This window comes from Caballeronia sp. LjRoot29 (genome assembly GCF_964252755.1).
Classification (GTDB): domain Bacteria; phylum Pseudomonadota; class Gammaproteobacteria; order Burkholderiales; family Burkholderiaceae; genus Caballeronia.
In genome coordinates, this window is the sequence record NZ_CAXUPU020000021.1 from 39,491 (window position 1) to 52,436 (window position 12,946).

Annotated in this window: 13 protein-coding genes; 10 read left to right on the forward strand and 3 right to left on the reverse strand. The window is 62.1% G+C overall.

What is annotated here, in order from left to right; translation table 11 throughout:
- Nucleotides 1-26 precede the first annotated feature (26 nt).
- Nucleotides 27-761 carry a ribonuclease activity regulator RraA gene (locus tag ACSQ83_RS21760; protein WP_436229580.1) on the reverse strand — a complete coding sequence of 245 codons (735 nt, stop codon included), beginning with the start codon at nt 759-761 and terminating at the stop codon, nt 27-29.
- Between the two features lie 20 nt (nt 762-781).
- Nucleotides 782-2,578 carry an L-arabinonate dehydratase gene (gene araD / locus ACSQ83_RS21765; protein ID WP_414953584.1) on the reverse strand — a complete coding sequence of 599 codons (1,797 nt, stop codon included), beginning with the start codon at nt 2,576-2,578 and terminating at the stop codon, nt 782-784.
- Nucleotides 2,579-2,795: 217 nt separating this feature from the next.
- Here araD and ACSQ83_RS21770 point away from each other — a divergent pair, with 217 nt between their 5' ends.
- The 9 genes from ACSQ83_RS21770 to ACSQ83_RS21810 all read left to right on the forward strand — a co-directional run bounded on the left by ACSQ83_RS21770 (nt 2,796) and on the right by ACSQ83_RS21810 (nt 11,622).
- Entirely contained in the window at nt 2,796-4,007 is a 1,212-nt protein-coding gene (locus ACSQ83_RS21770; RefSeq protein ID WP_414953585.1) for a putative DNA modification/repair radical SAM protein, read from the forward strand.
- Nucleotides 4,008-4,034: 27 nt separating this feature from the next.
- Nucleotides 4,035-5,552 carry a UdgX family uracil-DNA binding protein gene (locus ACSQ83_RS21775; protein ID WP_436229581.1) on the forward strand — a complete coding sequence of 506 codons (1,518 nt, stop codon included), beginning with the start codon at nt 4,035-4,037 and terminating at the stop codon, nt 5,550-5,552.
- Between the two features lie 215 nt (nt 5,553-5,767).
- On the forward strand, nt 5,768-6,643 hold the full coding sequence (locus ACSQ83_RS21780; protein ID WP_436229582.1) for a helix-turn-helix domain-containing protein: 876 nt from the start codon (nt 5,768-5,770) through the stop codon (nt 6,641-6,643).
- Nucleotides 6,644-6,691: 48 nt separating this feature from the next.
- Nucleotides 6,692-7,678, forward strand: coding sequence for a PhzF family phenazine biosynthesis protein (locus ACSQ83_RS21785; protein ID WP_436229583.1), 987 nt, complete (start codon nt 6,692-6,694; stop codon nt 7,676-7,678).
- Complete coding sequence (locus ACSQ83_RS21790) at nt 7,675-8,181, forward strand: RidA family protein (protein ID WP_436229584.1); 507 nt, start codon at nt 7,675-7,677, stop codon at nt 8,179-8,181. Before ACSQ83_RS21785 ends, ACSQ83_RS21790 begins: the two co-directional genes overlap by 4 nt.
- Nucleotides 8,182-8,260: 79 nt before the next feature.
- On the forward strand, nt 8,261-9,013 hold the full coding sequence (locus ACSQ83_RS21795; protein WP_414953628.1) for a transporter substrate-binding domain-containing protein: 753 nt from the start codon (nt 8,261-8,263) through the stop codon (nt 9,011-9,013).
- A complete protein-coding gene (gene glnP, locus ACSQ83_RS21800) occupies nt 9,010-9,666 on the forward strand; it encodes a glutamine ABC transporter permease GlnP (RefSeq protein WP_414953589.1) in 657 nt (218 codons plus the stop codon). Before ACSQ83_RS21795 ends, glnP begins: the two co-directional genes overlap by 4 nt.
- A complete protein-coding gene (glnQ, locus tag ACSQ83_RS21805; protein WP_414953590.1) occupies nt 9,663-10,391 on the forward strand; it encodes a glutamine ABC transporter ATP-binding protein GlnQ in 729 nt (242 codons plus the stop codon). The genes glnP and glnQ overlap by 4 nt, the downstream gene beginning before the upstream one ends.
- A 46-nt stretch (nt 10,392-10,437) precedes the next feature.
- Nucleotides 10,438-11,622 (forward strand): serine hydrolase domain-containing protein, encoded by a 1,185-nt coding sequence (locus ACSQ83_RS21810; protein WP_436229585.1) that lies wholly within the window; start codon nt 10,438-10,440, stop codon nt 11,620-11,622.
- 46 nt (nt 11,623-11,668) lie between these two features.
- Here ACSQ83_RS21810 and ACSQ83_RS21815 read toward each other — a convergent pair whose 3' ends face one another.
- Nucleotides 11,669-12,388, reverse strand: a complete 720-nt coding sequence (locus tag ACSQ83_RS21815; RefSeq protein ID WP_436229586.1) for a YrzE family protein — start codon at nt 12,386-12,388, stop codon at nt 11,669-11,671.
- 206 nt (nt 12,389-12,594) lie between these two features.
- On the opposite strand from ACSQ83_RS21815, the gene ACSQ83_RS21820 reads away from it, so the two are divergent.
- A complete protein-coding gene (locus ACSQ83_RS21820; RefSeq protein ID WP_414953593.1) occupies nt 12,595-12,945 on the forward strand; it encodes a response regulator in 351 nt (116 codons plus the stop codon).
- The last annotated feature ends 1 nt before the right edge of the window (nt 12,946 follow it).

The window sequence follows — 12,946 nt, forward strand, 5'->3', positions numbered from 1 at the left end:
TCTCCTGCAGCCCGTTGTCCGGGTTGTTATTGTTTTTGTGCGCGCCATTGCGCGTAAGCCGCGAGCGTCTCTTCATTCGGCGGATACGTCCCGCGCAACGGCCTGCCTTCTTCAATCCGTTGCGAGATGAAAATTTCCAGTTGCTCCTGCTCGGTCGCATCGCGCGCCACTTCTTCCGCCATTTCGTGCGGCACGATCACGACACCGTCTACATCGGCGACCACAATATCGCCCGGATATACCGCCACGCCGCCGCACGCGATGGGCACGTTCATATCCACCGCATGATGTTTCGCGAGGTTCAACGGCGCGCTCGCGCCGGCGCACCACAGCGGCAGGCCGAGGTCGGAAATCGTGCCGCTGTCACGCACGGCGCCATCGGAGACCATGCCCGCCACGCCGCGCTTCGCCAGCCGGAGCGCGAGAATCGATCCCACCGATGCAACCGACCGGTCGCCCCGACAGTCCTGAACCAGCACGCTGCCCGGCGGCGCGCTCTCCACCGCCTTGCGCTGCGGATGGTCCGGGTCCTGGAAGACGCCCACGTGATCGAGGTCTTCACGCGCGGGAATATTGCGCAGCGTAAATGCCGGGCCAACGAGGTTCGGCGCACCCGGTGCAGGTTTGACGAGCGGCGCGACGCCTTGCAGGAATACGTTGCGCAAGCCGCGTTTGAACAACTGCGTGGTGAGCGTGGCCGTGCTGACGTGGCGCAATAATTCGAGCGCGGCGCTGCTGACAGAGGTGTCGGATGAATTCATATGGAGTGCTCTGTATACGGTTAGTGAATCTCGGGTTCGTCACGATGCGCGCTTGCCGCCGCTGCAACGGGTTCAGACGACGACGCGGTCACCGGTTCTTCCAAAAAGTCGAAATCGCAACCCTTGTTTGCCTGCGTGACGTGAAGCTGATGCATCACGCCAAAGCCGCGTTCGAACGGGCGTTTCGGCGCCTTCCACGCTTCTTTGCGAGCGGCGATTTCTGCGTCGCTGACATCGAGATGAAGGCGTCGGCCGGGGACATCGAGTTCGATCATGTCGCCGTCTTTCACCAGCGCAAGCGGACCGCCAACGAAAGATTCCGGCGCCACATGCAGTACACACGCGCCGTAGCTCGTGCCGCTCATGCGAGCGTCCGAGATCCGCACCATGTCTCTCACCCCTTGCTTCAGCAGCTTCTGCGGGATCGGCAACTGGCCCCACTCGGGCATGCCCGGCGCACCCACCGGACCCGCGTGTTGCAGCACGATCACGGACTCCGCGGTGATATCGAGTTCTTCGCTATCGATGCGCGCCGCCATGTCGGCGTAATCCTTGAACACGACAGCCGGCCCGCGCGCCTTCAGCAGATGCTGCTCCATGGCGGCCGGCTTGATCACGGCGCCATCCGGCGCGAGGTTGCCGGTCAGCACCGCGAGGCCATCGCGTTCAACCACCGGATTGGCACGCTTGCGGATCACGTCGTCGTCGAAGATCTCCGCGCCCGCGATGTTTTCGCCGAGCGTCGATCCGCTCACTGTCATCTGCGTGCCATCGATCAGGCTGCCCAGTTCCACGAGCAATGCGCGCAAACCGCCTGCATAGAAGAAGTCTTCCATCAGGTATTTGCCGGCCGGGCGCAGGTTCGCGAGCACCGGCGTGATACGCGCGAGTTCATCGAAGCGTGCGGTCGTCAGGTCGATGCCAGCACGGCGCGCGACCGCCACGAGGTGCACGATTGCGTTCGTGGAACCCGACATGGAGAGCACGGTGGTGACGGCGTTATCGAAGGATTTCGCGGTCAGGATGTCGGAGGGTTTCTGGTCGATCCAGACCATTTCCACAATCCGCTGGCCCGTCAGCGAGGCGAATTGCGCGTGGCGTGAGTCGACTGCGGGTATCGATGAAAAGCCGGGCAGCGTCAGGCCGAGCGATTCGGTGGCGGTGGTCATGGTCGACGCCGTGCCCATGGTCATGCAATGGCCCGGCGAGCGCGCGATGCCGCTTTCGATGCCTTTCCATTCCTCTTCCGTGATCTTGCCCGCGCGCAGTTCCGCCCAGTATTTCCAGGTGTCCGAACCGCTGCCGAGCGTGCGGCCGTTCCAGTTGCCGCGCAGCATCGGGCCGGCGGGCAGATAGATACTCGGCAAGTTCATGCTGATCGCACCCATCAGCAGGCCGGGCGTGGTCTTGTCGCAGCCACCCATCAGCACGCAGCCATCGAACTGGTACGACTTCAGCAACTCCTCGGTTTCCATCGCGAGGAAGTTTCTGTACAGCATGGTGGTCGGTTTCTGGAACGGCTCGGCGAGCGTCATCACGGGCATCTCGACGGGGAAACCGCCAGCCTGCCAGACACCGCGCTTGACCTCCTCCACGCGTTGCTTGAAGTGCGTATGGCACGAGTTGAGTTCGCTCCATGTATTGACGATGGCAATGACCGGCTTGCCCATGTAATCGGATGGGTGATAGCCCATTTGCGCCGTGCGTGAACGGTGGCCGAACGAGCGCAGATCGTTCACGCCATACCAGCGGTAGCTGCGTAATTGTTCGGGGGTCTTGCGAGGGGCGGTGGGTTTCGCGGGCAGATTCGAGGACAAGCTGGTTCTCCTTGATAGCGCTATCAACACGCTCTTGAATGAGCGAATGGTAACGCTATCATTGGCGAGCGTCCGTCAGGGATTTCACGCATAAGAGGGCGGCTGCGAGCGCAGATCGACGGGATTTCAGCCGCAGGAATGCAAGCGTAAAAACCCTTTGCTTCGACCCGACAGCCCCGTACAATACTGTATATATATACAGTAAAGCGCGGACGAAATGGAACTGCTCAAGAAGCTCGAAGTGCTGGCAGACGCGGCGAAATACGACGCGTCTTGCGCCAGCAGCAGCGCGCCGAAACGCAGTTCGCGAGGTGGACCCGGGCTGGGATCGAGCACGGGCGCCGGTATCTGTCACAGCTTCACGCCGGATGGCCGCTGCGTGTCGCTACTGAAAATCCTCCTGACCAATTTCTGCCTGTATGACTGTCAGTACTGTGTGAACCGTCGGTCCAGCAACGTACCGCGTGCGCGCTTCACGCCTGAAGAAGTGGTGGACCTGACACTGGATTTTTACCGGCGCAACTACATTGACGGCCTGTTTTTAAGTTCCGGCGTCATCCAGTCGTCGAACTACACCATGGAGCAACTCGTTCGCGTCGCGCAGTCATTGCGTGAGGACCACCAGTTCCGCGGCTACTTGCACCTGAAGACCATTCCCGACGCGGATCCGGGACTGATCGCACAGGCCGGAAAATATGCTGACCGGCTAAGTGTCAATATCGAACTTCCGACCGAGATCAGCCTCGAACAGCTCGCGCCTGAGAAGAGTGCGCGCACGATCAAGCTGGCCATGAGTTCAATCCGGCTTGGACAGGACGAAGCGCTCAGCGACAAAAAAGCGCCTAAATTCGCACCCGCTGGTCAAAGTACGCAGATGATCGTTGGTGCAGACGCTACGGACGACCGCACCATTTTGCGTACAGCCGAGACGCTATACGGGTCGTATAAGTTGAAGCGGGTTTACTACTCGGCGTTCAGCCCGATCCCCGACAGTCCTTCCGCCCTGCCCTCGCAGGCGCCGCCGCTGTTGCGCGAGCACAGGCTTTATCAGGCTGATTTCCTGATGCGCGGTTACGGCTTCAACGTGGCCGAACTGTTCGGTGAAGCCGGTTCGTTGTCGCTTGATATCGACCCGAAGCTTGCGTGGGCGCTGTCTCACCGGCATCAGTTTCCGGTCGACCTCAATCGTGCGCCGCTTCGCATGATTGCGCGCGTGCCAGGAATCGGCATGCGCAATGCCCAACGGCTGGTGGAGCTGCGTCGCTCGCGCGCGGTGCGTTACCAGGATCTCGTGCAGTTGCGCTGCTCGATGGCGAAGATCAAGCCGTTTATCGTCACGCAGGATTATCGGGCGCCATTGAAAGACGTGTCGTCGGAACAGTTGCGGCGAGTGCTGACGCCGCCACCTGTGCAGCTCGCGCTGCTGTGAGCGCGCATGTTAGCGAGCGGACATTCGATGCAAACCATCGCCATCGAGAATACGTATAGCGCGTGGCGCGCCGCCGCCCTGCGGATGCTCGCGGCAAACGTGTCCCCGGAAGCCATCGACTGGCGGGTCGACGACTTTGCGCATGGTGCTGCGAACGGTCATGTGGAGCCAACCAGCGGTTCGTTCAATTTCGACGCGAACCAGACCGGCAACGACGAGGCGGTGTCCGCGCCGCGTCCGTTCCAATCTGCCGTGCCGCCGCTGGTAGTGGGTATTTCGAAAACACTTGCGGCCCAACTCAGCGATGCCGCGTTATATCGGGATCCACGTCGCTGGGCGTTTTTGTATAAGGTCATTTGGCGATGGCACCAGGGCGATCGCGCCGTTGCATCGCCTGCCGACGTCGACGGTGCACGCCTGCAGCAAATGGCAAAAGCGGTTCGACGTGACAAACACGACATGATCGCGTACGTGCGCTTTCGCCAGTGCGCTCACCATGCCGCGGGCGAGCCGGAGTACGTCGCCTGGTACGAACCCGCGCACGACATCCTTGCGTGGGGCGCCGAGCGGTTCGCCCAGCGCATGGGCCGCTCGACCTGGCTGATCGCCACGCCGTCAGGCGCTGCGTCGTGGGACGGCGTCACATTGCACCTGAAATACGGTCACACAGAGCGCAGCGCGATTGCGCCCGACGCCGCCGAGGCGCTCTGGCTCGCGTATTACCGCAGCACCTTCAATCCGGCGCGGCTGAATGAGACGGCCCTGCATCAGCACATGCCGGTTCGTTACTGGAAGGGACTGCCTGAAGGCCTGCTGATTCCATCAATGATCAGCGAAGCGAAGAGTGGTGCTCGACGGCTTGCGCAAGCGAGCGGCGTCGGTGCGCTGGATGGGAAAGCCATTTCTGTCGAAGCCGAAGCGGCGCAGCCGTCGCGAACCGCGCCCAGTTCACTCGACGCGTGCCGCCGGTGCGAGCTGTGGCAGCACGCAACGCAGGCCGTGGAGGGCGAAGGTCCGGCGGATGCGCGCATCGTATTGCTGGGCGAACAGCCCGGGGACCAGGAGGACCTGAGCGGCAAACCATTTGTGGGACCCGCGGGGCAATTGCTTGACGAGGCCATTCAGCGTGCGGGGTTGCGTCGAAGCGATCTCTATCTGACGAACGCGGTCAAACATTTCAAGTGGACACCACGGGGCAAGCGCCGGCTGCACAAAACGCCGGCGCAGCGCGAAGTGCAGGCTTGCGCTGTCTGGCTCGAGCGTGAATTGCAACGCGTTCGCCCCGCTGTCATCGTCACGCTAGGTGCGACGGCGCTGGGCGCATTGCTTGGTGAAAAGGTCAGTCTGCAAGGGTATCTCGGCGATTCGTTCGAGCTGAATGGCATGCAGGTGATCGCGACCTATCATCCGTCGTTTGCACTACGTCGGGACGACGCGGGAGGACGTGAGCAGGTCACCCTGGCGATCAGCGACGCGTTGGCGCGCGCGAGAGACCTGACGAATCAGCGAGCCGACCGGCCCGTGGGCGATCAGAGAGGCTTGTGAAGGTGGCGCGGACCAAGGGCTTGTTTGCAAATAGCGGTGCGATCAGCCAGCATTGATGACAACCGGAATATCCCGCCGCATTTTGCGCTGCTATCCTCGCCAGATCCCGTTTGTGCCGGGCCGACGCCGTCCTGACCTCGACGCGTGTCAGGCGGATCCATTGCAAAGCCGGCCAGCGGTATGACACCCATTTAAACTTGCATGGGAGGTTCGCCATGCTGCGATCGTTCGACCAACTCTGTCACCCAGCCGACAAAGGCCTGCTGGTCGCCGCCGACCGCGGCCATGCGACGCTCACTGGCGGCGGCACCTACGCCATGCCGTGGCACTGGCACGATTGCCTGATGTTCATCCTGCCGAGCCACGGCGCCGTCGAGCTTCGGCACGAAGACCAGCGCGCCGGTACTTGGCTGTCGCAGGATCGCTTCGCGGTGGTTCCATCGGGACGGGCACATCAAACCCGGGCAGGGTTTGCCACGCACACGCACGTCGCCGTCTACGTGACCGACGACGCACTGCAACAACTCGACACCGGAATTGGCTCTCTCGGCGAATTCCGCCGGCGCACGCGCGTCCCGCTGCTCGTGCGCCGAACCGCCGCAATCCGTGCGCTGCAGGAAATCTCGCTGCGCAACGACATGGGCACCTACGGCGGCCCGACGATCCGCCAGGCCTTGTCGTCGGCATTGCTGATGCAGTGCATTGGCGAGGTTATCGCCGGCGAGACGGTGCCGGGGACTTCGCCCCGTGAGCACGGCATGGCGCTGGTCGCCGAACTCGAAGCCTTCATTACCCGTCATGCCGATCAGGACATCCCGCTCGACGACCTGGAACAACGCTTCGGCATTTCTCGCCGCCACATTACGCGACTGTTCCGCGAAGGCACGGGCCTCTCGATCGGCGAGTTCCAGCAGCGCGCGCGTTACGAGAATGCTTGCCGGCTGCTCGTCGATACGGACCTGCCGATCGGCGAAATAGCTTTTCGCGTCGGTTTCGAAAGCGGCGCGGCCCTCGCGCGCGCCATGCGCCGGATTGGCGACCATTCGCCCTCCGACCTGCGTAACGCGATGGCCCGTTCGGTCAAAAGGTAGGGCCCGTTCGAGCGCGCGGCGCCTTTTTGATCCCCGTAATCTGGCTGGATGGAAACACACTCCCCGGTCAGCGGGGTTCATCCGGTCATGCCTCAGCGCGACACAGTCAGCCCTGCAGTCCCACCCGCAGTCCGCCACGCAGTCGAACTCGTCAGCGTGTTCGCCGCCGGTCCCGGCGGCGGCAATCCAGCGCCTATCGTGGCCGATGCCGCCGGCATGTCCGACACCGAAATGCAGGCAGTGGCCCAGCGCTACGGCCACGAAAGCGGCTTCGTGCTGCCGGCCCCGCCCGGCTCTGAGTGCGACTACGAATTTCGCTTCTGGGTCCCCAACCACGAGATGCCGATGTGTGGACACGCCACGGTCGGCGCGGTCTGGCTACTCCATCAAAGCGGGCGATTGCAGCGCGACTTGCTCACCATCCACACCCATAGCGGCAAGGTCAGGGCCCGGATCACCGGGCACACGGCCGAGGGCGCCACGGTCGAGATTTCCCAACCCGCGGGTCGTATCGAAACATTGTCGGAGGCGCAACTCAGCCGCGGCGAGATCATCGATGTGCTCGGCATCAGTGCCGCGCAACTCGCGCCACTGCCGATCCAGAACGCCTGCACAAGCCGCGTCAAGACGCTGATTCCGCTCACCAGCACTGCTGACCTCGATAGCCTTCAGCCGCGCTTCGAGAAGATCGAGGCGCTGTGCGAGCGAATCGGCTCGACGGGCCTTTACCCCTACGCCACCTTCGACGCGGCCCAGCAAATCTTCGATGCCCGGCAGTTTCCGCGTGCCTCGGGTTATCCGGAAGATGCAGCCACCGGAATCGCGGCGTCTGCGCTGTCTTTTGGGCTCCTGACTAATGGCATGGTTGAAGCGTCCGAACGGACCATTACGATCCGCCAGGGACGCGCGATGAAACGTCCGTCGCAGATCTCAGTGCGCTTCAGTTCCGACGCGGGCCTCGACCCTAGCCGCCCGGACGGCTGCTGGCTCGGCGGTCCGGTTAGCTTCGAAGGACATGCCGGAGCCTCGTCATGACGATCGATATCGCCGGCCGGCTGGCGCAACTTGGCTTGACGCTCCCCGAGGCACCATCGCCGCGAGGTGTATACGTCGGCGCGGTGATCTACAACGGTATCGCTTATATCAGCGGGCAGGTCAGCCGTATCGGCGACGAGATCATCACCGGGCCGGTTGATCGCGATACGCCACCCAATGTCATCGGGCTCGCGGCACGGACCTGCGTACTACGCGCCCTGAGCGTGCTCGTTGCAACGCTGCCGGCCACGAGCGCAGTCGATCGCACCCTGTTTCTGCGTGGTTTCGTGAATGTTGCGCCCGGCTTCGCGAATCACAGCCAGGTCATGGATGAAGCCTCGACCCTGCTCCACGACATCTTCGGCGAAAGGGGCCGGCATGCGAGATCGGCAGTTGGCGTTGCAAGTCTGCCGGGCAACGGGTTGCTCGAAATCGAACTCACGGTCGCGTTGACTCCTGTGACGCCCGAACACACTGGCCCCAGCATCGACACTCAGCAATAAACACCAAGCCATAACAAACACCGGACCGTCCTGGAAACGGCAGGCCCGGCACGATTCACTTACCCGTGGAGGCATCACCATGAATCGCCGTCAACTGCTGCAACTGAGTCTGGCCGCCGCGCCCGCCCTCCTGCTATCCCGCGCCGTCCGCGCTGCCGACGCCGAACTGATCGTCGGTTCCAACGTCGGCGCGCCGCCGTTCGTGTTCAAGCAGGGCGACTCTTATAGCGGCTTCGACGTCGAAGTCTGGAACGAGATCGCAAAGGGCATGAACCGCAAATGGCGGCTGCAACCGATGGAGTTCGGCGCGCTGATCCCGGCGCTTCAAACTCGCAATATCGATGTGATCGTGTCGCAACTTTTCATCAAGCCCGAGCGCCAGCAAGTAATCGATTTTTCCGATCCGTACTATAAGAGCGGCCTGATCGCACTGACCCGCGCCGACAACACCACCATCCACACGCCGGCCGATCTTGCCGGCAAACACATCGGCACTGAAACGGGCACGCTCGCGGTCGGATACATCAAGGACCACATCAAGGACGCCACCGTCGAGCAGTTGCCCAGCATCAACAATGCGCTGCTCGCGCTGGAAGCCGGCCGTACCGACGCAGTCGTCTACGACAAACCCCAGATGCTTTACTACGCCAACAACGCCGGCAAGAACAAGGTCAGGGTCATACAACCGGCGCTGGAGGGTCTCGATGTTGGCATCGGCTTCCAGAAGGGTAGCCCGCTGGTCGCCGCGGTCAACGTTCAACTCGCCGCCATGAAGGCCGACGGGCGGCTGCAGGCACTCGGGCGCAAATGGTTCGGCGAGGCGTCGTCATGACCTTCGACTGGGCGGCCGTCATTGCCGCGCTGCCGGACCTGCTGCAAGGTCTTCAGCTTACCTTAATAATTGCTCTGGCCGGCCTCGCCGGAGGCATCGTGCTCGGCATTCTCGCGGGCGTGGCGCTGACCTACGGTGGCCGTCTCACGGTCTTGCCGGCCCAGCTCTACGTTGCATTGATCCGCGGCACGCCGATCGTGGTCCAGGTGATGTTCGTTTACTTCGCCTTGCCGATCATGATGAATATCCGGATCAGCGGGACGAGCGCCGCCATCATCACGCTGGTCGTCAACTCGGGCGCCTATAACGCGGAGATCATCCGCGGCGCGCTCGACGGTGTGCCGTTCGGATTGCGCGAAGCGGGCCTCGCGATGGGCCTGCCCTTTCGCAACGTGCTGCTTCATGTCATCACCCCGATCGCATTTCGACGCGCGTTGCCGGCGATGGGAAACCAGTTCGTCAACCTGGTCAAGGACACCTCGATATTTCTGGTTATCGGCGTCGGCGAACTGACCCGGCGAGGGCAGGAAATCATGGCCGCGAACTTCCGGGCGGTGGAAATCTGGACTGCGGTGGCGGTCATCTATCTGCTCGTGATCAGCGCGCTCGCGCTGGGTCTGCGAGTGCTTGAACGGAGAGTACGCCTGCCATGAGCATGATCGAATTCCAGCAAACCTCTAAGCATTTTGGCGCCAACGTGGTCCTGCATCCGCTCGATCTCGCGATCGAACGAGGAGAAGTCGCCGTGATCGTCGGCCCTTCCGGGTCCGGCAAGTCGACGATGCTACGTTGCATCAACGGCCTCGAAAAAATCAGCGGCGGTGATCTGCGCGTGGACGATATCAGCGTGCTGGGTTCCGCGCGCGACGTCAGGCGCATCAGGCTCGAAGCCGGCATGGTGTTCCAGCAGTTCAATCTCTTTCCGAACCTCACGGCAATGCAGAACGTCATGTTCGGGCCGATCCGGGCGCGCCGACAAACGCGCGCGGAAGCGCGCGAGATCGCCACCGCGCTGCTGCATAAAGTCGGTCTGTCGGAGCGGATGCAGCACTATCCGTCGCAGCTTTCCGGCGGTCAGCAGCAACGTGTCGCCATCGCGCGGGCGCTTGCCGTGCAGCCAAAGCTGATGCTGTTCGACGAGCCGACATCGGCGCTCGATCCGGAGCTGCGCCAGGAAGTCCTCAAGGTGATGCAAACGCTTGCGAGCGAGGGCATGACGATGGTCGTCGTCACGCACGAAATGGGCTTTGCGCAACGCGTGGGTTCCCGCCTGCTCTTCATGGAAGCGGGCCGCGTGGTGCACGACGGCAAGCCCGTCGAGATGCTGTCGACACCGCCGGGAGAACGCTTTCGTGACTTCCTGCAGCACGTTAATTGATGCCCTCGTTTTTCACGACCGCACGCCATAGGAATACGTAGCCAAGATGATTTCTCCACATTTCGAAAGCGACTACGGCTTTCGCCGGGACAGCGTCCGGCATGACAACTGGCGCGAAGCGCCGTGGAATGTCTGGGCCTTTCGCCATGTCCACGAGCTGATTCCAACGGCGCGAATCACGGCCACACCCGGGCTCATCGAAGAACCGAAGGTCGATGCCACCGCGCTGGCCGAACACGAATTCGTGCTCGACGGCGAACGCCGCACGGTTGCTTCAATTTTGCGGCAGACCTCGACCGATGCCATCACGGTAATGCGCGCCGGGCGTTTTATCGCGGATTTTCACGCGCCGAACTTCACGCTGCAGACTCGCCATATTTTATTTTCAGCGAGCAAGTCAGTCGCGGGCCTGCTCGCCGGCATACTCGTCGGCGATGGTCTTCTCGATCCTCAAGCCCCAGTCGCGCACTACGTGCCGGAGCTTGCGCAGTCGGCCTATGGCGACGCTCAGGTCAGGCACGTTCTGGATATGCGCACAAGCCTCGCATTCAACGAAGACTATCTCGATCCGAACGGCGTCTATGCGCGGTATCGCCGGGCCGGCCTGTGGGACCCGCGGCGAGACGGTGAGGAACCCGAAACAGTGATTGGCTTCCTTGCTTCGCTGCCCAAAGGCCCGGAGGAACACGGCGGTCCTTTCCATTACTGCTCACCCAACTCTGACGTGCTTGGCCTGGTGATCGAGCGCGCGTCGGGCACGCGTTACGCAGACTTCGCGGCCACGCGTCTATGGCAACCACTAGGGTTGCGACACGACGGCTGCGTCACCGTGGACCTCGCCGGCACCGCGCGTTCAGGCGGCGGCATGAGCATGACCGTGCGTGATCTGGCAAGGATCGGCGAATTGGTGCGCCTCGGCGGCGTGGTGGACGGACGCAGACTGATCAACGCGGAGTGGATGCAAGATACGCTCTCGGGCGGGAGCGCCGAGGCGTGGCGGCAAGGGTCCTTCTCAGCGTGGCTGCCGGAAGGAAAGTACCGCAACAAGTGGTATCAAGTTGGCAACGCCAACGGAGCCTGCTTCGCAATCGGCATCCATGGGCAATGGCTATACGTCGATCCGTTACGCGAGACCGTGATCGCGAAATTCTCGTCGCAACCTGAACCGACCAATAACGATCTCAAGCGCCTGAATCTTGCATTGCTCGAAGCGATTGCGGCGATGGCGTGAGGAAGGCCGGTCGAATCGACCGGCCTTCAATCAGCAAACGGTCAAATCAGGAAACCCTGCGACGTCCCAATCCATTGGTTACAACAGCGTCATCGCGCGCCGAGCCACCGCCTTCTTCAAACGGCGGTTGATGACGAAAACCCGCGCTGCCCGACACCACCGCGATGATCGCGCCCACCACCAGCGCCGCAAACGAGTACCACGTCGCGCGAGCGATGCCACGCGCGGCCGTGTGCGCCGCTTGCATCGCGTCCTGCTGCGCGTCGGCGCTGGACGTGGCCGATGCTGTGCCATCGAGCGCCGCCTGTGCCTGCTGCTTGGCGGAATCGGCAAGCGATCCGGTTGATTGATTAGCTTGATCACCTTGAGTGCTCGCCACCGCCCCGACGTTCGCCGTCGCCGCCGCCACATTGCCGGCCACGCTGACAGCGCCGCCAATAATCGATGTCATGCCGTAGAGCAACAGCAAGGTCATCACTGCCCACGCGAGCAAACCGTGCAGCCATCCGAGCACCGGCGCGCAACGTCCGGCGAAGTACGAACCGACAAATACGGCTAGCACGGTTGTAACAATCACCCACACGCCTGAGCCAAATCCAAACACGCGCCCGGGATTGGGCTGCGACATGGGCGCGAGAAGCGACGCGCCTATCGCGGTCCCCAGCACGCTCATGATCAGATAAACAATCAGCGACAAAATCACGCCGGCTATAACTGCGCCCCACGAGATACGGGGTAAGCCATCTTGAGTAGTCAGGAGTCGCATAGGTGTCCCCTTGGAATGGGTAGTCGATTGTCGAACGAAAGGCCGGCATTGGTGCGCCGTGCACCCGCTCAGTGCAATCGCCGTTCCCACACTGTGCGGCGATCAAAGCTGGCATCTTCGTTGCAAGGTGTTTAAAGCGAACGCGCGATCTCGTTCGGTTCATCAGCTTTCCAAATCATCAACATCTGCTTAATACCGAGGGAATCGTGCACATTCTGTTTATTGATGACCATAAAGATTCAGCCGACGCGTTTGGCGAGATAGCGTCCGGCCTGGGGCACAAGGTTCAAGTCGCGTACGACGGGCGCTCTGCGATGGTGTTGACGCAAGCGCAGAGCTTCGATGTCGTGTTCTTCGACATCGAATTACCCGACGCCGATGGCCGGGAGCTATGCCGTCAGGTGCGCAACGAAGGGGCATCCCGCGATGCGTGCGTGATCGCGGTGACCGGCAGGACCGATCTCAAGGACAAGGACCTGGAACCGTTCGACGGTTTTCTCCACAAGCCGATCAGTCCGGCGGCTTTGGAACACGCGCTGAAATTCTCGGAAGGCTGAT

Excerpts from the sequence above, each read along its gene's own strand:
- ACSQ83_RS21795 (WP_414953628.1), top strand. The coding sequence starts at position 8,261 with ATGAATCGCCGTCAACTGCTGCAACTGAGTCTGGCCGCCGCGCCCGCC.
- ACSQ83_RS21810 (WP_436229585.1), top strand. The coding sequence starts at position 10,438 with ATGATTTCTCCACATTTCGAAAGCGACTACGGCTTTCGCCGGGACAGC.
- ACSQ83_RS21775 (WP_436229581.1), top strand. The coding sequence starts at position 4,035 with ATGCAAACCATCGCCATCGAGAATACGTATAGCGCGTGGCGCGCCGCC.
- glnQ (WP_414953590.1), top strand. The coding sequence starts at position 9,663 with ATGAGCATGATCGAATTCCAGCAAACCTCTAAGCATTTTGGCGCCAAC.
- ACSQ83_RS21760 (WP_436229580.1), bottom strand. The coding sequence starts at position 761 with ATGAATTCATCCGACACCTCTGTCAGCAGCGCCGCGCTCGAATTATTG.
- glnP (WP_414953589.1), top strand. The coding sequence starts at position 9,010 with ATGACCTTCGACTGGGCGGCCGTCATTGCCGCGCTGCCGGACCTGCTG.
- ACSQ83_RS21785 (WP_436229583.1), top strand. The coding sequence starts at position 6,692 with ATGGAAACACACTCCCCGGTCAGCGGGGTTCATCCGGTCATGCCTCAG.
- ACSQ83_RS21790 (WP_436229584.1), top strand. The coding sequence starts at position 7,675 with ATGACGATCGATATCGCCGGCCGGCTGGCGCAACTTGGCTTGACGCTC.
- ACSQ83_RS21770 (WP_414953585.1), top strand. The coding sequence starts at position 2,796 with ATGGAACTGCTCAAGAAGCTCGAAGTGCTGGCAGACGCGGCGAAATAC.
- ACSQ83_RS21815 (WP_436229586.1), bottom strand. The coding sequence starts at position 12,388 with ATGCGACTCCTGACTACTCAAGATGGCTTACCCCGTATCTCGTGGGGC.
- ACSQ83_RS21780 (WP_436229582.1), top strand. The coding sequence starts at position 5,768 with ATGCTGCGATCGTTCGACCAACTCTGTCACCCAGCCGACAAAGGCCTG.